The 20,795-nt window shown below is 41.7% G+C and carries 12 protein-coding genes; 11 read left to right on the top strand and 1 reads right to left on the bottom strand.

What is annotated here, in order from left to right; translation table 11 throughout:
• The first annotated feature begins 27 nt into the window (after positions 1-27).
• Positions 28-2,976, top strand: coding sequence for a glycosyl hydrolase 115 family protein (locus DXA54_RS15775; RefSeq protein ID WP_008649367.1), 2,949 nt, complete (start codon positions 28-30; stop codon positions 2,974-2,976).
• 1 nt (position 2,977) lies between these two features.
• Here the strand turns inward: DXA54_RS15775 and DXA54_RS15770 are convergent, their stop codons facing one another.
• Positions 2,978-4,081, bottom strand: coding sequence for a family 43 glycosylhydrolase (locus DXA54_RS15770; protein WP_032852727.1), 1,104 nt, complete (start codon positions 4,079-4,081; stop codon positions 2,978-2,980).
• Between the two features lie 164 nt (positions 4,082-4,245).
• Between DXA54_RS15770 and DXA54_RS15765 the strand changes: the two genes are divergently transcribed.
• From DXA54_RS15765 to DXA54_RS15720, 10 genes are all read left to right on the top strand, one after another.
• Positions 4,246-5,235 (top strand): glycoside hydrolase family 43 protein, encoded by a 990-nt coding sequence (locus DXA54_RS15765; RefSeq protein ID WP_008649371.1) that lies wholly within the window; start codon positions 4,246-4,248, stop codon positions 5,233-5,235.
• Between the two features lie 105 nt (positions 5,236-5,340).
• Complete coding sequence (locus DXA54_RS15760) at positions 5,341-5,913, top strand: RNA polymerase sigma factor (protein WP_008649373.1); 573 nt, start codon at positions 5,341-5,343, stop codon at positions 5,911-5,913.
• Between the two features lie 112 nt (positions 5,914-6,025).
• Positions 6,026-7,228, top strand: coding sequence for a FecR family protein (locus DXA54_RS15755; RefSeq protein WP_032852760.1), 1,203 nt, complete (start codon positions 6,026-6,028; stop codon positions 7,226-7,228).
• A gap of 159 nt (positions 7,229-7,387) precedes the next feature.
• Positions 7,388-10,819, top strand: coding sequence for a TonB-dependent receptor (locus DXA54_RS15750; protein ID WP_032852761.1), 3,432 nt, complete (start codon positions 7,388-7,390; stop codon positions 10,817-10,819).
• An 11-nt stretch (positions 10,820-10,830) separates the two neighbouring features.
• Positions 10,831-12,750 (top strand): RagB/SusD family nutrient uptake outer membrane protein, encoded by a 1,920-nt coding sequence (locus tag DXA54_RS15745; RefSeq protein WP_004322390.1) that lies wholly within the window; start codon positions 10,831-10,833, stop codon positions 12,748-12,750.
• 23 nt (positions 12,751-12,773) lie between these two features.
• The gene (locus tag DXA54_RS15740) at positions 12,774-14,096 is read left to right on the top strand and encodes a glycoside hydrolase family 76 protein (RefSeq protein ID WP_008649377.1); all 1,323 of its coding nucleotides are present in this window, start codon (positions 12,774-12,776) and stop codon (positions 14,094-14,096) included.
• Between the two features lie 25 nt (positions 14,097-14,121).
• Positions 14,122-15,264 (top strand): DUF4972 domain-containing protein, encoded by a 1,143-nt coding sequence (locus tag DXA54_RS15735; RefSeq protein ID WP_032852728.1) that lies wholly within the window; start codon positions 14,122-14,124, stop codon positions 15,262-15,264.
• Positions 15,265-15,286: 22 nt separating this feature from the next.
• The gene (locus tag DXA54_RS15730; RefSeq protein WP_032852762.1) at positions 15,287-16,753 is read left to right on the top strand and encodes a DUF4972 domain-containing protein; all 1,467 of its coding nucleotides are present in this window, start codon (positions 15,287-15,289) and stop codon (positions 16,751-16,753) included.
• Positions 16,754-16,993: 240 nt separating this feature from the next.
• On the top strand, positions 16,994-18,253 hold the full coding sequence (locus tag DXA54_RS15725; RefSeq protein WP_008649381.1) for a glycoside hydrolase family 76 protein: 1,260 nt from the start codon (positions 16,994-16,996) through the stop codon (positions 18,251-18,253).
• Positions 18,254-18,308: 55 nt separating this feature from the next.
• Positions 18,309-20,786 (top strand): glutaminase domain-containing protein, encoded by a 2,478-nt coding sequence (locus tag DXA54_RS15720; protein WP_008649382.1) that lies wholly within the window; start codon positions 18,309-18,311, stop codon positions 20,784-20,786.
• Positions 20,787-20,795 lie beyond the last annotated feature (9 nt).

Genomic DNA, 20,795 nt, shown 5'->3' with positions numbered 1-20,795 from the left:
AACTGAATAACTAGAACTACTGTATCAATGAGAATCTTTTCGCTATTAATATTATTGGTAGTGGCATCTGCCCTGCAATCACAAGTGGTTGTGAATGAGAATGTAAAACATAGTAAATATGCTTTCCCATTAGTCGCATCGAAAATAAAGGCGACCGTGTGTTATGATGCCAATGATTACCCGGTTGTAAAGAAGGTTGCCGAACTGTTTGTGTCTGATATTGAAAATGTCACAGGGCAGAGATTAAAATTGGCAGATGAATGGCAGAAAGGAAGAACAGTGGTGATTGTCGGTACTATTGAAAAGAATCAGGCAATTCGTCAGCTAGCCTCCAATGGGAAAATAGATATATCTCCTTTGGAAGGAGCATGGGAACGTTATCTGATTCAGACAGTTAATCATCCTTTTCCAGGAGTAGATAAAGCGTTGATTGTAGCCGGAAGTGACAGGCGAGGAGCTTCTTACGGTTTGTTTTCTCTTTCGGAAATGGCAGGTGTGTCTCCTTGGTATTGGTGGGCGGATGTCCCTGTGAAGAAACATAAAACACTTTATGTGGATGCTCCCACTACTGTTTCCAAGACCCCTTCCGTCAAATATAGAGGCGTTTTTCTGAATGATGAAGATTGGGGACTGAAACCTTGGGCCGCTAAGACTTTTGAGAAAGAGCGTGGCAATATAGGTCCCCGTACTTATGCCAAAATATGCGAATTGTTGTTACGGTTGAAAGCCAATCATCTGGCTCCTGCCATGCATCCGGTGTCGACTGCATTTTATAAGATACCTGAAAATAAGTTGGTGGCAGATACTTTTGCTATTGTAATGGGGTCCAGTCATTGCGAACCATTATTGTTAAATACAGCTAGTGAATGGAATTCAAAAACGATGGGGCCTTGGGATTATGGTAAAAATAAGGATAAAATTAATGAAGTTCTAGGAAACCGTGTAAAGGAAAACTGTGCTTATGAGAATGTATATACATTGGCTTTGAGAGGATTGCATGATGCGGCAATGGGAGGAGGTGATGTCCCCATGAAAGAAAAGGTCAAAATGCTGGAGAGTGCGTTGAAAGACCAGCGTAATTTGATTGCAGAACATTTTGATCGACCGGTTGAAACAATTCCACAGGCATTTACTCCATACAAGGAGGTGTTGGAAATCTATTCGAATGGATTGGAATTGCCGGATGATGTAACCATTATTTGGCCGGATGATAACTTCGGCTATATGAAGCGCTTAAGTGGCCCGCATGAACAGAAGCGCTCCGGGCGTGCAGGTGTTTACTACCATGTCTCTTATCTGGGAGTTCCCCATAGCTATTTGTGGTACAGCACTACTCCCCCGGCTCTGATGTATGAGGAACTCCGAAAGGCTTATGATACGACGGCAGACCGTATCTGGCTGGCTAATTGCGGTGATTTAAAAGGAGCCGAAATGCAAGTCTCTTTATTCCTTGATATGGCTTATGATATAGATAGCTTTAATGCGAATAATGTGGTTACCTATCCCGCCCGTTGGTTGGCAAAGATGTTTGGGGAGCAGTATTATAGCGTATTTGAAGATATCACTTCTTCGCATATCAATCTGGCCTTTTCCCGGAAACCGGAATATATGGGTTGGGGATATTGGAATAATTATTGGGGCGGGGGAGAGAAACGTACGGATACGGAGTTCTCTTTTGCCAATTATAATGAAGCAGAAAATCGTCTGAACGAATATAGCCGTATTGGGAAGAAAGCGGAAAATCTTTTGGCATCTTTGGATAAAGACAGTCAGCCGGCTTTTTATCAGTTATTATACTACCCGGTGAAAGGTGCCGAACTGATGAACCACATGACTATAAAAGGACAATATTATCGGCAGTATGTTCGTCAGCAGCGTGCCGCCGCCAATTTGATAAAGGAGAAGGTAAAGAATTACCATGATAGTCTGCAAATCATAACTGAAGGGTATAATTCTTTGTTGAACGGGAAATGGAAATATATGATGTCTTTGAAACAGAATTATGAAGGTTCCAGTTCTTACTTTATGCTTCCGTTGATGGAAGAAAGTTATACACCGGTTGGTGCTCCTAAATTAGCTCTTCAGGCAGAAAGTGAAATTTTGGATAAAGGTGGGATAAGCTATCATAGTTTGCCTGTTTATAACACTTTTTCCCGTAAAAGCCATTGGATCGATGTGTATAATCAAGGAAGTGGAGATTTGAGTTGGACTGCAAAGTCTTCGGACGATTGGATTATAGTGTCTCAAAAAGCTGGGAAAACTCCGACAGAGGACCGAATCAGGGTATCTGTTGATTGGGAGAAAGTTCCGGTTGGAGAGAGTATTAAAGGTTCTGTGGAGTTTAGTTCTAATGATCAAAAAGAATGTGTATTGGTTTCTGTTTTTAATCCGGCGTCTCCTGCGCGTGATGAGATGCAAGGAGTGTATATGGAAGAGAATGGGTATGTCTCTATTCCGGCTGCAGGGGTTCATCGTAAGTTTGAGAGTAATGACATAAAAATGAATATTCTTCCCGGGGTTGGGGTTGAAGGGCATGCTTTGCAATTAGGGAATCCTATATCTCCCTTACAGATGTATCGTGCTGGTGATGTACCTAGAGTGGAATATGATTTTTATACGTTTAATGCCGGGATTTATGATGTGTATACCTATGTTCTACCTACATTCCCTTTGCACGCAGAGCGAGACTATAAATTGCCGGAACATACTAATTCGGACACAAAGTATAGTGTCCGTATAGATGATGGTTCTATTTCTACTCCATCTACTTCTGCTATTGAGTATTCTCAAGTTTGGTATGATAGTGTACTGAAGAATTGTAGAGTGAATAAATCTACTTTGTATGTGAAGAAGCCGGGCAAACACACCCTACAGATACGTTGTGGTGATCCCGGAGTCGTCATTCAAAAAATAGTCATCGACATGGGAGGATTAAAACGTTCATACCTTGGACCTGAAAGTACAAAATGTAATTAGTCTAATTGATTGGAGAACCAGATGGCTTTGCCATGGGTTCTCCGGCTTTATCCGGTATTCCGAGTACAGGCATCCCATCTTTGTCACACTCTATTTTCTGCAAGCGGGGAGTACGTGAATCCATTGCACCCGGAGCATCATTCGGTATCTGACGGGCATGATAAAGCATATAACATTCCTTTCCATCCGGTGAAGAGACGAAAGAACTGCCGCCGGGGCCAAAAACTTCATTCTCCGGTTTCTGCTGAAATACAGGTGTCGGATGTTTCTTCCAGGAAGCAGGGTCCAACAGGTTGGCATTGGCGTCTGCTGTTAGCAATCCTACACAATAATAGGGAGTCCAGCTACCGCTGGCGGAATAAAAAATGCATACTTTATCTTTATTCTTCGGCTGGAAGAAATGAGGTGCTTCGTTCACATGGATCGGATAGGCTGTTTTGCTGCCATCGGGATTCACCCATTGACACTCCCATTCATATTCAGGCTTGGAAATCAGGACTCTATCAGAAGAAAGAGTCCACGGATTTTCCATCGAAGCGATGTATATACATTGTGTCTCGCTGTCAATTCTTCGTTTTTGCCATCCGCACCAAATCATGTAACGCTGTCCGTTGTGTTCGAAAGTACTCGCATGAATTGCCCAGTTGTTATCTTTGTCGGTCGGTATGCGCCCTTTCATAACAAACTTACCCTCTGTAGGAATATCAGCCTCGTTTTCAATCACATAAATCTGGTGATTATCCATATTACCATCGTCTGCTGCGAAGTAAATATACCATTTGTTGTTGATGCGATGCATTTCGGGGGCCCATAAGTGATGGGAATTGCTTGGATCGGTTGGTATCCATACCGGCTTTCTAAGACTGTCATTCAAATTTGTAATATCACTGGTCTCCCAGAGCATGATTCTGCTTTCAGAGCCTTGCGTATAATAATATTTCCCTTTATAAAAAACAGCCCATGGCTCTGCTCCTCTTTCACGTAGCGGATTTGTATAAGTAGCTCCTGTTATGGCTTCCTTTTCCGGCTCTGTTTTCTTCTTGGGTTGACAGGATGCACAAATAATGACTAAAAGTACGGCTAGTAATAACAATCTGCTTTTCATGGTATTTTTCATTTAATAATGACACTGCAAAGAAAGCACAAAATCCTGATAAATCATCTTTTTTTTGCAGATTGGTTAGTATTTATCCTTAATTGGTTTGTATTTATTGAATTTCTAGTTGTTTTTTCTCATCTTTGTGGCACGAACTTTAAAATTGATATTGTATGAAACTGAAGCACCTTATTCTTCTTAGTGTTATTTGCTGTTCCCAGTCTGTATTTGGACAAAAAGCCAATCAACAACCGAAGACGAGTGGCAATCCTGTATTTCCGGGATGGTATGCCGATCCGGAAGGAATTGTATTTGGGGATGAATACTGGATTTATCCTACGTATTCGGCGCCTTATGACGAACAGACTTTCATGGATGCCTTCTCATCTAAAGACCTGGTGAACTGGACAAAGCACCCGAAAGTGTTATCAAAAGAGAATATTAGTTGGTTTAAACGTGCTTTGTGGGCACCTGCCGTGATTCATGCGAATGATAAATATTATATATTCTTCGGTGCGAATGATATCCAAAGCAATAATGAACTGGGCGGTATTGGTGTAGCTGTGGCCGACAATCCTGCCGGACCATTTAAAGATGCGTTAGGCAAACCTCTGATTGATAAATTTGTAAATGGTGCGCAACCGATCGATCAGTTTGTTTACAAAGACGATGACGGACAGTATTATATGTATTATGGTGGCTGGGGACATTGTAATATGGTGAAACTGGCCCCGGACTTGTTGAGTATCGTACCGTTTGAAGATGGTACCCTTTATAAGGAAGTAACCCCCGAAAAATATGTAGAGGGACCTTTTATGTTGAAACGTAACGGAAAATACTATTTTATGTGGTCAGAAGGCGGTTGGACCGGACCGGATTATTGTGTTGCTTATGCCATTGCCGACTCACCGTTCGGACCCTTCAAAAGAGAAGCAAAAATATTACAGAGAGATCCCAAAATTGGAACAGGTGCCGGTCATCATTCAGTTGTAAAAGGGCCGGGAGAGGATGAATGGTACATCATTTATCATCGCCATCCATTGGGTGAAACGGATGGAAACGCTCGTGTGACCTGCGTTGACCGTATGTACTTTGATAAAGATGGAAAAATAAAACCCATAAAGATGACTTTCGAGGGAGTAAAGGCAAGCCCATTGAAGTAAAATCTGAAAAGTTCAGCCCATCCGTAATTAATATTTTAATAAAGATGGGCTTTTTTTGATTTATTGTTTTATTTTTGTCCTTGTAAATCAAACATACTTATTATAATGACCCCAGATATACACACTCTTTCCGACTCCCTTTTGTGGAAAAGGTTTCTCGAGGGAGATTCGAGTGCGTATACCCAAATCTATAATCGAACGGTGCAAGATCTGTTTCGATTCGGACTATTATATACTTCAGACAAAGAATTAATTAAAGATTGCATACATGATGTGTTTGTGAAAATCCACATGAATCGTGCAAAGTTAGCCCCAACAGATAATATTGCAGCTTATTTGACGGTAGCGTTGAAAAACACTCTTTTTAATGCGCTAAAAAAGACAACAGATTCTCTTTCGTTTGATGAAATAGGTGAGAGAGAAGAGACGGTTGACGAATCCCCCTCCACTCCGGAAACTATATATATTAATAATGAACAGGAAAAACAAGTTCAGGCAACCGTGCATACTATGATGTCTGTATTGACGGACAGACAGCGTGAAATTATTTATTATCGATATATCAAAGAGATGAGTATCGATGAAATAAGTAAGGTGACAGACATGAATAATCAATCTGTTTCTAACTCCATTCAACGGGCTTTGGGACGTATCCGGGACTTATTTAAGAGAAAATAAGAGAGAATAATCAGCCTATTTTTCCTGTCAATCAAAAAAAGTGGAAAAAACTTCGGAAAAGGTGAGTATAAAATGAAAGTACAACTGTTATTCATACGTAAAGACAATGAAAATGATGAACTCTGAACAAAAACATACAGATTTTTCCCTATATACTTTTGAAGAATTCCTTCAGAATGATTTCTTTATTTCTTCCATGAATTACCCTACGGAAGAAACACAGAAGTTCTGGGATGAATTTGAACAGATGAATCCTTCTAATATAGATGAATATATAGCAGCAAAAAGATATTTGGAGGTTTTTTCAAAAGAGAAAGAAGAAGTACTTTCAAACGAGGAAACGGATGATTTATGGACTCGTATACAGGCAACCAATATAAATAAGGAGAAGGCGAAACGTAAGAACTATTTCTTAATAGGATTGAGCTCGGCGGCCAGTGTTGCTATTCTTGTGGGATGTTTCTTCTTATTAAAGAGTTATTCTTCGGTGCTGGATCCGGATATTGCCACTTTTGCAGTGAATACCAAAGCTGATTTGCCTCTGACGGAAGAAACACTGTTGATTTTGGCGGAAGATAACGTAGTGAGCCTGAAAGAAAAAGAAACGGAGATTACGTATGATTCCGTAGAAATCAAAACAAATCAGGAAAGTATACAAAAGGAAAAATCGGCAGCTTACAATCAATTGGTCATTCCGCGTGGAAAGCGATCGGTATTGACGTTTGCCGATGGATCTAAAGTCTGGGTGAATGCCGGCACGAGAGTGATTTATCCGGTAGAGTTTGAAAAAGATAAACGTGAAATCTATGTGGACGGAGAAATCTACATAGAAGTAGCCAGAGATGAAAACCGCCCTTTCTATGTGCGGACCAAAGATATGAATGTCAGGGTGCTTGGTACTAAATTTAATGTAACGGCGTATGAGTCGGAAGCGATTAGAAGTGTAGTGCTAGCGCAAGGATGTGTTCAGGTAGAGACAGCCCGGACTCCGAAAGCGATTTTGGCTCCTAATCAGATGTTCAGTTCTGCCGATGGAAAGGAAAATATATCACAAGTAGATGTAGAACAGGCAATATCGTGGATAAATGGACTCTATTGTTTCCAAAGTGCCGATTTGGGAATAGTCTTGCAACGCTTGTCTACCTATTATGGTGTGAATGTAGAATTTGACCCAGCGCTAAGTAAAATAAAATGTTCCGGAAAAATCGATTTGAAAGACAACTTTGAAACAGTTATTAATGGATTAACCTTTGTTGCACCAATTTCTTATGCCTATGATGAACAATATAAAACGTATCGAGTAGTAAAGAAATAGATATAAAAAAATAAGATAATAAACTAATCTAACTCCCGTATTTTATGGTAATTATTGAAGAGAGTGGATGATACGAACTATCATCCAGATGGGACTTGTGTGCCTATGAATGTTTATATACAGAAAATAATATTATGAGAAATTTTTAACATGTTTAATATGAAAAATGCAATTAGAGAACGAAAGAGTAAGGTTCTCGGGCTATTCCTGTGCTTTTTACTTCTCGGAATAGACTACTCTTTCGCAAGTTACAACAATTATTCTCAATTTAAGACTCTTTCGGTCAGCATGAGTAACTCGACGTTGAGAGAAGTGCTTAAAACAATAGAGAAAAGTAGTCAATTTGTTTTCTTCTATTTAGATGACGCTGTCAACTTAGAACGTAAGGTATCTATCGACAGTAAGAATAAAAATATAGAAGATATTCTTTCTGAACTTTTCGAAGGTACTTCGTGTACTTATCGGATCTCTGACAGGCAAATATTTATTTCCGGAAAAGCCCCTGCTTCAACCGAACAGCAACAGAATAAGCGGAAAATATCCGGACGTGTCACTGATATAAAAGGAGAGCCGCTTATTGGGGTGAACGTCACTGTGGATGGAGATGCAAACGGTTCGATTACGAATATGGATGGTTTGTATGAGATATTCGTAACCAAGAAGAGCGTAGTGCTTAAATTTACCTATATCGGGTTTAAAACTTCTGAAATACGAACCAATGCCTCGACCAACATTTATGATGTCACCTTGGAAGAACAGGTCAACGAATTGGAAGAGACTGTTATTGTGGGGTATGGTACCCAGCGTAAAATAAGTAATATCGGTGCACAGTCTTCCATGAAGATGGAAGATATTAAGACGCCTTCTGCCAGTTTAACAACTACATTGGCGGGACGTCTGGCGGGTGTTGTGGCTGTACAACGTACAGGAGAACCGGGAAAAGATGCTGCTGATATCTGGATTCGTGGTATTTCCACTCCCAACACTTCTTCTCCGCTGGTATTGGTGGATGGAGTGGAACGTTCGTTCAATGACATCGATCCGGAAGATATTGAATCGTTGACAACGCTGAAAGATGCATCAGCAACAGCTGTGTATGGTGTACGTGGTGCCAATGGCGTAATTTTGATTAAAACCAAACCGGGAAAGGTAGGAAAACCGACAGTGAGCGCGGATTATTATGAATCGTTTACCCGTTTCACGAAGATGGTCGATTTGGCAGATGGTATCACTTATATGAATGCAGCCAACGAGGCAATGCGTAATGACGGTATTGCTACGAAATATACAGAAGATCAGATACGTAACACGATTGCCGGTAAGGATCCTTATCTATATCCGAATGTGGATTGGTTGAAAGAAATCTTTAATGATTGGGGACATAATCGCCGTGTGAATGTAAATGTACGCGGTGGTAGCGAGAAAGTCGCTTATTATGCATCAGTCAGCTATTTTAATGAGACAGGTATGACGGTGACTGATAAGAATATCAACACCTATGATTCCAAAATGAAATATAGCCGTTATAACTTTACTACCAATTTGAATATCGACGTAACTCCTACTACTAAGGTCGAGATCGGTGCGCAAGGTTATCTGGGAGAAGGAAACTATCCGGCCATCTCTTCTGCCGATTTGTATAATGCGGCAATGTCTATCTCACCGGTTGAATATCCGAAGATGTTCTTTGTTAACGGAGAAGCCTTTGTGCCGGGAACTTCAACCAATAACAACTTTAATAACCCTTATTCACAGGCTACACGTCGTGGTTATGACAACCTGACGAAAAATCAGATTTACTCTAATTTGCGCGTCACACAGGATTTGGATATGCTCACGAAAGGACTGAAACTGACTGCTATGTACGCATTCGACGTATACAATGAGATACATGTACATCAGGACCGTGCGGAGTCTACCTACAACTTCCTGGACACTAGTGTTCCTTACGATATGAATGGACAACCTATTCTGCAACGTATTTATGAAGGAAGTAACGTGTTAAGCTATACACAGGAAACGAGTGGCAACAAAAAGACTTATTTGGAGGCTTCCTTGAATTATGACCGGACATTCAACGACGATCATCGTGTTAGTGCGTTATTCCTGTTCAATCAGCAATCCAAACTATTATATCCGAAAGGGACATTGGAAGATGCGATTCCGTATCGTATGATGGGTATTGCCGGTCGTGCCACTTATTCATGGAAAGACCGTTACTTCGCAGAGTTCAACATCGGTTATAACGGTGCCGAGAATTTTTCGCCCAAACATCGTTTCGGAACTTTCCCTGCATTTGGTGTAGGATGGGTTGTTTCAAATGAGAAATTCTGGCAACCTCTGTCGAAGGCAGTTTCTTTCTTGAAGATACGTTATACGGATGGTAAAGTGGGTAATAGCGAAGTTTCCGACCGTCGTTTCATGTATCTGGATCAGATGAAAGAGAATGGAGACTATGGCTATAAATTCGGACCGAATGGAACTAAGTGGGCCGGTTATGAAACAGTGAATATGGCTGTTGACCTGATCTGGGAAGAATCTCGCAAACAAGACTTGGGTATTGACCTTAAGCTATTTAATGACGACCTGTCTATTGTGTTCGACTTGTTTAAGGAACGTCGTGAAAACATTCTGTTGAAGCGTGAACATTCTATGCCTTCATTCTTGGGGTACAACACATCTGCTCCTTACGGAAACATCGGTATCATAGAAAATAAGGGATTTGACGGAACAATCGAATATAACAAGCGTATCAATAAAGACTGGGTAATTGCGCTTCGGGGTAATGTCACCTTTAATAAGGATAAATGGATTCAGGGAGAATTGCCGGAACAGAAATACGAATGGATGAACCAATATGGACGTAACATCAATGGAGCGAAAGGGTATGTTGCCGAGGGACTGTTCACTCAGGCTGAAATAGATGATATGGCACGTTGGGAATCTTTGTCGGCTGCCAATAAAGCCATTACTCCCAAACCGTTTGCTTCACAGTTTGGAACAGTGAAAGCCGGAGATATCAAATACAAGGACTTGAACAATGACGGTCAGATTGATGCGTACGACCAGACTTACATTTCTCGTGGAGATGTGCCGACAACTGTCTATGGTTTCGGATTTACAGTAGGCTGGAAAGACTTGTCTGTGGGCATGATGTTTCAGGGCGTAGCGGGAGCCGAACGTGTATTGAACGGTAGCAGTATTAATCCGTTTAATGGCGGTGGTGGTAGCGGTAACCTCTACTCTAACATTGACGACCGTTGGACAGAGGAAAATCCGGATCAGAATGCCTTTTATCCGCGTTTGTCTTATGGAAGCGAAACAACCAGTAGCATTAATAACTTCCAGAAAAGTACCTGGTGGGTGCGTAACATGAACTTCCTGCGTCTGAAGACATTGCAGATCTCTTATAATCTGCCGAAACCCTGGGTGAATAAAGTTCATCTGAAGAATGCGGCTGTATATGTAATGGGAACTAACCTGTTCACTTTGAGTCGCTTCAAATTGTGGGATCCGGAGTTGAATACCGATAATGGTGCTTCTTATCCGAATACGACTTCTTATTCAGTTGGTATTAATTTCACATTCTAAACAAAAAGATAATGAAAAAATATAATTATATAATCGTAAGTTTGCTGGCGTGTCTCTTGACGACATCTTGTAATGACTATTTTGACCAGGTGCCTGATGACCGTTTATCACTCAAGGAGATTTTCACAACCAGAGATGGAGCCTTGCGGTATCTTTCGAATGTATACACATTCTTACCGGATGAATTTAACCAACGTCAGGTGCATGAAACAAGTCTGTACCGTACTCCCGGTCCTTGGACGGGCGCTAGCGATGAGGCGGAGTGGACAAATGACAAAAAGGAAAAACTGATAAATAACAACTCTATCGATGCGACTGAAGGAACAATGGTATTATATCGCTGGAAGAGTTGGTTTTCAGGTATTCATGAAGCGGCAGTATTTACAGAAAATGTAGATCAGGCACCGCTGACTGTTACAGAAAGAAATCAATGGAAAGCGGAGGCAAGAGCTTTGCGGGCGATCTATTATTTTTATTTAGTACGTACTTATGGTCCGGTTCCTTTGCTTGAAAAGGATTTTCCGATGGATACTCCGAGTGATGAGTTGCAACTCTCGCGCAATACGGTAGATGAGTGTTTTGATTTTATCGTATCAGAACTGAAAGGTGCACAAAACGATGGTTTATTGGACGATGCTTCTACCGACAAAGTGTCCGGATATGGCCGTATTGACAAGGCGATTGCACAGGCGTTTATCATTGAAGCATTGACTTATCGTGCCAGCTGGTTGTTTAACGGAGAGTGCACTTACTATTCAGGCTTGGCTAATACGGACGGAACAAAGCTGTTCCCTAACAAACCGGATGAAGCTACCAAACGTGCCAATTGGCAGAAAGTGATTGATGAATGTAACACTTTCTTCTCTAATTACGGAAGTCGTTATCATTTGATGTATACCAATAAGGACGGTGTTGCTGTTTCCGGTCCGGACTCGGAAGGATTCAGTCCGACGGAATCTTATCGCCGTGCAGTAAGAACCTTGTTTTCTGAAATGGGTAACAATAAAGAAATGATTTTCTACCGTTTGGATAATGCTGCCGGAACCATGCAGTACGACCGTATGCCGAATAGATCCGGTAATACGACCAACTATAGGGGTGGTAGCTTGTTGGGAGCAACCCAAGAAATGGTAGATGCCTATTTCATGTCAAACGGAGAATCCCCTATTTCCGGTTATAGTGCTGACGGTGTCACTCCGATTATCAACGAAAAATCCGATTATGTAGAAGAAGGAGTCTCTACAGCAGAATACAAAGGAATAGACGGTACTTTATATGCACCGGTAGGAACCAGAATGATGTATGTTAATCGTGAACCTCGTTTCTATGCAGACATAACCTTTAGTAATTCAAAATGGTTTGAAGGAACAGAAGGCGGTTATATAGTAGATTTCACTTATAGCGGAAGCTGTGGTAAGGAACAAGGTAGCAATGACTATACGAGTACAGGTTATTTAGTACGTAAATGTATGGATTCCGGTGACCGTAACCAGAATCTGGTTTGTGTGCTCTTGCGTCTGACTAATATTTATTTTGACTATATCGAAGCGCTTGCTCATGTCAGCCCGACTCATGAAGACATCTGGACGTATATGAACATGATCCGTAAGCGTGCGGGCATTCCGGGCTACGGTGAAACAGTCAATCTGCCTAAACCGACTACAACGGAAGAAGTCATGGAGCTGATTCGTAAGGAGAAACGCATTGAGTTGAGTTTTGAAAACTGCCGTTATTTTGATGTACGTCGCTGGGGATTGGTAAATGAGTATTTCAACAAGGCAATTCACGGTATGAATGTCAATTATGACGGAAATGAATTCTTCAAGCGTACGGAGATTGTGAAGCGTATTTTTGACCGTCAGTACTTCTTCCCCATACCACAGGGCGAAATTGATATTGATAAAAACTTGGTTCAGAATACAGGATTCTAAATACTGATTATAAAATAGAAATGATGATGAAACAATATATTTTCTCTGCAGTTTGTCTCATGTCCGGTGTCCTTTGTATGTCCTCTTGCAATGAGGATAAACAGGCAAAGCCATATACTCCGGATTACGAGATTGTACCGGAGTATACCAATGCGGATACCTGGACTGCCTATGAAGCATTTAATGATAACTTACTGGACCCCGATAAGAACATTTATAAAACAAGTACCGCTTATACTGCTGCTACCGACCGTAATAACGGAGCTGCCGCTATCTGGTGCCAACCGATCTATTGGGATATGGCCATGAACGCATATAAACGTGCAAAAGCGGAAGGAGATACGGAAAGAGAAAACAAATACAAGCAGTTGTGTGATGATTTGTTTGCCGGAAATAAAGCACATTATGTAAACTTTGATTTCGACGATAATAATGAGAATACCGGCTGGTTTATCTATGATGATATACAGTGGTGGACCATTACTTTGGCACGTGCTTACGAATTATTTAAAGTGGAAGAGTATCGCAGTCTGGCAGAAGCAAGTTTTGCACGTGTATGGTACGGTTCTCCCCGCGTAGGTGATACGGGTTCTTATGCAGATCCTGAAAAGAATTTGGGTGGAGGTATGTTCTGGCAATGGCAGCCTATCGGCAATCCGAATGAAAATGCTGCCGGTGATGGTAAGATGGCTTGTATTAATTTCCCGACTGTGGTAGCTGCATTGACCCTTTACAATAACGTTCCTGCCGATCGTGTGGCTGATCCGAATCCGGAAAGCTGGAGTAATAAGTACGGTGATTTTACCCGTCCGCATTATGAAACGAAGGAAGCTTATCTGGCAAAAGGAAAAGAAATCTATGAATGGGCTGTGAAGAATCTGGTAGACAGCAATACCGGAGAGGTTGCCGACAGCAAGCATGGTGAAGGTAATCCGGCATGGTCGGACCATGTATACAATCAGGCCACTTTTATCGGAGCTTCGTTATTGCTTTATAAAGCTACCGGTGAGAAAACATATTTGGACAATGCAATTTTGGGAGCTGACTATACAATGAATACCATGTCCGGAACGTATGATTTACTGCCGTTCGAGAGTGGCGTGGAACAGGGTATTTATACCGCTATCTTTGCGGAATACATGGCCATGCTGGTGAATGATTGTGGCCAGACCCAGTACGTACCGTTCTTGAAACGTAGCATTAATTACGGCTGGGCTAATCGCGACCGGACACGTAATTTGTGTGGTGGCGAATATCATAAGGCACAGATAGAAGGCGCTACTATTGACAGCTATAGTGCATCCGGAATACCGGCATTGATGTTGTTGTTTCCGGCAGATAAATAATTGTAACCCATAAAAAAGAAGAATAATGAATACGAAATATTCAAATTGGAAAATGTGGTATTATGTGTTATGCATGGTACTGACACTTCAATTGGCGGCTTGTTCTGAAGAAACGCATGACGAGTATACTGCGGCTCCTGAAATAGAAGATACCTATATCGACCAACTGGATGCATTGATTGCTGAAATGACCGATTTGCAGCAAAATTCAGACTACGGAGATAAGAAAGGACAGTACCCCACCGAAAGCCGGGCAATTCTGACAGATGCGATAGATGATGCCAATCATGCGGTACTTTTAATCAAATATCAGCAACCCTCTCCGTCGGAAAGTGAGAAACAACGCTATGTGGCAGAAGCCAAGGCGTCTATAGAACAGTTCAAGAGTACGATCCGTACAGAAGACGCTGAAACAACACCGGCTGAACTGTTTGTGGACGGACGTGGTGATGGTGGTTCTTATATCGATTTCGGACGTAGCGAAGAATATGTCAATTTCGGAACCGAAGGAAACCAAGCCTTTACTGTTGAGTTTTGGGTGAAAGTAACCAAAGGTGGTGGAAAAGACCAGAATGTGTTCCTGTCAACTTATATGGGCGGTGATGGATGGCGTAACGGCTGGATGATGTACTGGCGTAATGCAGACGGTGGTATTTATCGTGCAACTTGGGGCGAAACAGGAGGAAATATCTGTGAACCGTCACTAAAGGCACCGGAAGATGGAGAATGGCAACATTTCTTGTTTGTGTACAGTGATAAAGGCTTGCCGGGCAGTCCGGAGCTTCGTGCGAAATTGTATGTGAACGGAGAAGTGAAAACAACCGAGGGAAGCGTGGGTAGCAGATTCTATAATTCAAGCAACTATGCCAACTATAATGCCCCGATGACCGCTTTCGGACGTTATATGCGTACCAGTGATAATCTGTTTGAAGAAGGCTTTGCCGGTTATATGAAGAAAATCCGCATCTGGAAGAGCGCAAAGGATAACGAATATGTTCAGAATTCTTATAATGGAACGGCAGAAGTGACGGGTAAAGAAGCAGATTTGGCGGCAGCATGGGATTTCATGACCAAACCTTCCGGTTCGGGTAATGAAGTAATAGATTTGACAGGCCGTCATACTGCTAAGATTATCGGTACTTACGAGTGGCAACGTATTGTTGAATAATAATGTAAAAACGATGAAAAACATGAAATGTTTAACTAATAAATGGAGAGAGGGAGCAATGCTCCTCTCTTTCCTCCTGATTTCTAGTCTGGCAGGGATATTTACCGCTTGTGACGATATTGAAGACGAGTACATAACAGATACACAATTAAGTATCTTACAGGAAAGCCGTACGTCATTGAACTATTTATTGAAAAATTCAACCTATGGAACTGCTCCCGGAACATATCCTGAAACTGGAAAGGATATATTAAATGCTGCTATTGCCGAGTTGGATGCACTGATAACACGGGTAGAAGCTGGCGAAGAACTGGATGAAACAACTTTGGAAGCTGCTGTAGCAAAGGTAAATCAAGCGATTGACGAGTTTAAAAATTCAAAATATTATAATCTGTCTCCGGAAGCACAGCAATATATCAATAATTTACTGGCTAAGGCGGATGAAATACTTGCAATCGTTAATGATGAAACGAAGTGGGGAAATCATCAGGGACAATATCCGGTAGAAAATAAGTCGGTTTTGGAGAGTGCAGCTAAAGACTTGGAAAGTCTGGCTGAAAGAATCAAATCCGGTTCCATCACAGATATGACGCAGGAGATTTATGATGAGGCTATTGCTGCTGCCGATAAGAAAGTAGAAGAAGTCGAAGATTCTGCATGGCCGGATAACAGTCAGATTACCTGGAATCTGTTTGTAGACGGAAATGCCGGTTCTTATATAGACTTTGGTTATAGCGAGGATTATGTGAAGTTTGGAGAGGATGACAATCAGGCATTTACGATTGAACTTTGGGTGAATATTAAAGAATATTGCAATAGACAGGGAGAAGACAACTGTACTTTCCTTTCTACCATGACCAACGATCCTTATTGGAGCGGATGGCGCGCACAGGATCGTACGAAGGGATTGTTGAGAACAATGGTTGCTCACTGGCAAGATAATAATCATACAAATCCACAAGAATGGGAACCGGGATGGAAAAAGTCGGACAACTGGACCAAAGATCGTTGGACGCATTATGCATTCCTCTTCAGGGATAAGGGACTGCCGGGATTTGATACTCCGACAGATGTGAAGTGTTATTCCATGATTGACGGTACGAGGCAAGGAGATCCTATTCGTGTGGGTGAGTCTTGGAGAACGTATATCAATGAACAATCCATAGCCAATCAGATTCGCATGACGGGATTCTGTATGATGGACAAAAATGGAAATCGTAACGAATGGTTCTCCGGTTACATAAAGAAGATACGTATCTGGAAAACAAACCGGACAGAAAATCAGGTATATGCTTCTTATATGGGGAATGAAGAAGGTGTAAGTGCCGATAATCCGAATTTGGTAGAAGCCTGGGATTTTGAAGTGAAAGGTGATCAGCCTACTCAAAGTGCTACCAGCACAATAACAGGTTTGAAAGGCCATACGGCAACATTGGTTGGTGATAACTGGCAATGGATTGAATCCACAGATATTACAGATAACAAATAATTGTTTACCGGAATGAGTTTTCAATAGGTAGATTAAATATTCCCCTTATCTCTGTCATAAGGACAGAGTGAGGGGGAATTATTCTCCAATAACCCTTTATTAATCCTTTATTTTTATTGTAGAAAAGTGTTTTGGTCTGTATTTGTTCTTTATTGAATAAATATTATCGTTTTTTTTCAGCTATTTCTGCAATCTTTGTAACAGGAAAAATACTATAAACTTATAAACTTATAAACTATCATGAAAGGCAAAATTCTTTTAGCTCTGACACTACTATTGGGAGCATCAACTACTATATGGGCAGTCGGCAATTCAGGAAAAGCAAACCAGAAGAAGCACGCATATACGAACGAAGATGTATGGGCAGCTTATGAAGGATTTAACAATACACTACTAGACTCCAATAAATATATTTACAAGACAAATTCTGCCTATCCAAGTGCTGTTGACCGTGGCAATGGAGCAGCGGCTATCTGGTGTCAGCCTATTTATTGGGATATGGCAATGAATGCCTATAAACTGGCAAAGGCACAGAAAGACAGAAAGAAGACAAGTTATTATAAAACACTCTGCGAGAAAATATTCGCAGGGAACAAAGCGCAATATTGTCAGTTTGATTTTGATGATAACAACGAAAATACCGGTTGGTTCATCTACGATGACATCATGTGGTGGACTATCAGCTTGGCACGCGGCTACGAACTTTTTGGAGTGGATGAATATCTGAAACTCTCGGAAGCCAGTTTCAAACGGGTATGGTATGGCTCGGAAAAAGTCGGTGATACCGGTTCGTATGACAAAGAAAACGGAGGTATGTTCTGGCAATGGCAACCCATTCAAAATCCGAAACCGAATAAATTCGGTGATGGAAAGATGGCATGTATCAACTTTCCGACAGTTGTTGCAGCATTAACCCTCTATAATAACGTGCCTGAAAATAGAAAAGAATCGACCGACAAACGGCCGGATTATCAGACGAAAGCTCAATATCTTGCCAAAGGTAAAGAAATCTATGAATGGGGAGTGGAAAATCTCTTGGATAAAGCAACAGGAAAGATTGCCGATAGCCGTCATGGAAATGGTAATCCTGACTGGAAAGCACATGTCTATAATCAGGCAACCTTTATCGGAGCGTCCATACTGCTTTATAAGGCGACCGGAGAGAAACGTTATCTGGACAATGCTATTCTGGCAGCAGACTATACAGTGAAAGATATGTCTGCAGAACATAAAGTGCTACCTTTCGAAGGTGGTATTGAACAGGGTATCTATACTGCCATCTTTGCGGAATATATGGCATGGTTGGTGTATGATTGCGGACAAACCCAATATCTCCCGTTCCTGAAACGTACCATCAAAACAGGTTGGGCAAACAGAGATAAGACACGGAACGTATGTGGAGGCGAATACTATAAAAAGTTGCCGGAAGGTGCGGAAATCGACAGTTATTCTGCTTCCGGTATACCGGCATTGATGCTTTTGTTTCCGGCTAAAAAATAAATAGAAAACGACGGAATTTGCGTAAAATAGATTAAATAAACAGGTGATTTAAATTATGAAACAACAACTGATGATGCTGTTACTGGGAACAGCTTCTGTATTTTGTAGCTGTGAGACCCAGGTAGAACAGCACGAGAAGAATGAATTACGTGCTCCGGCATATCCGCTGGTGACAATTGATCCTTATACTAGTGCATGGTCTACTACGGACAATCTATACGACAGTCCTGTAAAACATTGGACAGGCAAGGATTTTTCTTTACTTGGTGTTGCAAAAGTAGACGGACAAACCTACCGTTTCATGGGAACGGAAGAACTGGAACTACGTCCTTTGGTGAAAACATCCGAACAAGGTAGCTGGACGGGAAAGTATACCACTCAACAGCCTGCTGACGGATGGCAGAATGCTGGATTTAATGATAAAGCATGGAAAGAAGGCGAAGCTGCCTTCGGAACCATGGAGAATGAACATACAGCAAAGACTCAATGGGGTGAAGAATTTATCTGGGTACGCCGGGTAGCTGATATTCAGGAAGACTTGACAGGAAAGAATGTATATCTTGAATTCTCTCATGACGATGATGCTATTATCTATATCAACGGCATCAAAGTGGTAGATACAGGTAATGCTTGTAAAAAGAACGAGAGAGTGAAACTGCCCGAAGAAGTGGTAGCTTCTTTGAAACCGGGTGAGAATCTGATTGCCGGCTATTGCCGTAACCGTGTAGGAAACGGATTACTGGATTTCGGATTGTTGGTAGAACTGGACGGTTACCGTTCTTTCCATCAAACAGCACAACAAACATCTGCAGACGTGCAGCCTATGCAGACTTATTATACATTTACTTGTGGTCCGGTAGATCTGAAACTGACATTTACCGCTCCTATGTTCATGGATAATCTGGACTTGTTGTCACGTCCTGTCAACTATATCTCTTATGAAGTAGCCTCCAATGATGGAAAGAAACATCAGGTTGAACTGTATTTCGAAGCATCTCCGCAATGGGCAATCGACCAACCTCACCAGGAATCTGTTGCCGACAGCTTTACTGACGGCGATTTGTTATTCCTTCGTACCGGAAGCCGCAATCAGGATATTCTGAAGAAAAAGGGTGATGATGTTCGTATTGACTGGGGACATTTCTATCTGGCAGCTGAAAAGGAAAACAGTACCTATGCAATCGGTGACGGCAGAGAGCTGCGCAAGAACTTCGTAGCCAATAAACTGGAAGCTCCTACCACAAACGGTTATGATAAACTGGCTTTGGTACGTTCATTGGGCGAAACACAAAAAGCTGATGGCCATCTGCTGATCGGATATGATGATATTTATTCTATCCAATACTTTGGTGATAACCTGCGTCCTTACTGGAATCGTGAGGGCAATGAAACGATTGTTTCCCAATTCCAGAAAGCGGAGAAAGAATACAAGACACAAATGAAGAACAGTGCTGCTTTCGACAAGAAACTGATGGAAGAAGCTACTGCTGCCGGTGGACGTAAATATGCCGAACTTTGTGCATTGGCTTATCGTCAGGCATTGGCTGCACATAAACTGGTACAGGCTCCGAATGGCGACTTGGTATTCCTTTCTAAGGAGAACTTCAGTAATGGTTCCATCGGAACAGTCGACCTGACTTATCCGGGAGCTCCGTTGCTCTTATACTACAATCCGGAGTTGGTGAAGGCTACCATGAACCATATCTTCTATTATAGCGAAAGCGGAAAATGGGCGAAACCATTTGCTGCACATGATGTCGGTACTTATCCATTGGCTAACGGCCAGACTTATGGCGGTGATATGCCGGTAGAAGAATCGGGTAATATGGTAGTATTGGCTGCTGCCATTGCAAAGGTAGAAGGTAATGCAGATTACGCACAAAAACATTGGGAAACTCTGACTACATGGACAGACTATCTGGTAGAGTACGGACTTGATCCGGCCAACCAACTTTGTACCGATGACTTTGCAGGACACTTTGCACACAATGCCAACCTTTCTATCAAAGCGATCATGGGTGTTGCTTCTTATGGTTATCTGGCAGATATGCTGGGCAAGAAAGACGTGGCTGAAAAGTACACACAGAAAGCGAAAGAAATGGCTGCCGAATGGGTGAAAATGGCGGATGATGGTGACCACTATCGTCTCACATTTGACAAACCGGGAACATGGAGCCAGAAGTATAACTTGGTGTGGGATAAACTGTTGGATCTGCAAATCTTCCCTAAAAATGTTGCAGAAACGGAAATAGCTTACTATCTTTCGAAGCAAAATAAATATGGTCTTCCGTTGGATAACCGTGAAACATACACAAAGACCGACTGGATCATGTGGACAGCTACATTGGCAAATGACAAAGCTACCTTTGAGAAATTTATCGAACCCGTATATCTGTTTATGAACGTTACACCTAACCGTGTTCCGATGTCCGACTGGGTATTTACAGACGAACCGAATCAAAGAGGCTTCCAGGCACGTTCCGTTGTAGGTGGATATTATATCAAAATGCTTGAAGGAAAACTGATTAAATAAAACAAAAAT

This window comes from Bacteroides sp. OF03-11BH (assembly GCF_003604005.1).
Taxonomy (GTDB): domain Bacteria; phylum Bacteroidota; class Bacteroidia; order Bacteroidales; family Bacteroidaceae; genus Bacteroides; species Bacteroides ovatus.
Note: the sequence above shows the minus strand (reverse complement) of the source record. Positions and strands in the feature narration are given on the sequence as shown.